The following is a 390-nucleotide window of genomic DNA, read 5'->3' on the forward strand; positions in this document are numbered from 1 at the left end:
CTATATAATACAACCCGAACATATAATGAACTAATTGAACGAAATCACCATATAAAGGAGTTGTTTAAATGGCTCTTTTTTTCATCGATTTCCTTATTGTCGCTAGTTTAATTATCGGGATTACAGCTGTAAATGGTGTACTGACAAACGGCATTGCGGAGAAACTATTTGGAGGCAAACGTCATGCAGATATTTATCAACATTCCCAAAAGATTCAAACAAATTGGAATCAAGTAGGCGGAAATACAGAGAAAACTTCCTGATTCAAGGCTCTCTTATAGGACGCTGCTGATTTTTGCCCCCTGCCCGTGGCTGTCTAAAAAGTCCCAAGATAAAAAGCATCAACGAAAATCTAATGGACAGCCCCATTCCCTTGTCTGATTTCTGGAT

1 protein-coding gene is annotated in these 390 nt (G+C 38.5%); it reads left to right on the forward strand.

Features of this window, described 5'->3' with window-relative positions:
* Positions 1 to 68 precede the first annotated feature (68 nt).
* Positions 69 to 263, forward strand: coding sequence for a hypothetical protein (locus tag V7068_RS03250; RefSeq protein ID WP_127759389.1), 195 nt, complete (start codon positions 69 to 71; stop codon positions 261 to 263).
* The last annotated feature ends 127 nt before the right edge of the window (positions 264 to 390 follow it).

The organism is Bacillus sp. JJ634, assembly GCF_036962285.1.
GTDB classification, from domain to species: Bacteria; Bacillota; Bacilli; order Bacillales; family DSM-1321; genus Peribacillus; species Peribacillus asahii_A.